Genomic DNA, 210 nt, shown 5'->3' with positions numbered 1-210 from the left:
CCCGAAAGCCTTCATCACTCACGCGGCGTTGCTCCGTCAGACTTTCGTCCATTGCGGAAGATTCCCTACTGCTGCCTCCCGTAGGAGTCTGGGCCGTGGCTCAGTCCCAGTGTGGCCGATCACCCTCTCAGGTCGGCTACGCATCGTTGCCTTGGTGAGCCGTTACCTCACCAACTAGCTAATGCGACGCGGGTCCATCCATAAGTGACA

General features: G+C 59.0%; 1 rRNA gene. It reads right to left on the bottom strand.

From position 1 onward, the window contains the following. Positions 1 to 210, bottom strand: a 16S ribosomal RNA gene (locus MR113_RS28200); the annotation flags it as partial.

It is taken from the genome of Bacillus cereus group sp. BfR-BA-01379, from assembly GCF_022663605.1.
GTDB classification, from domain to species: Bacteria; Bacillota; Bacilli; order Bacillales; family Bacillaceae_G; genus Bacillus_A; species Bacillus_A mobilis.
This window is presented reverse-complemented; position numbering and strand designations above follow the sequence as displayed.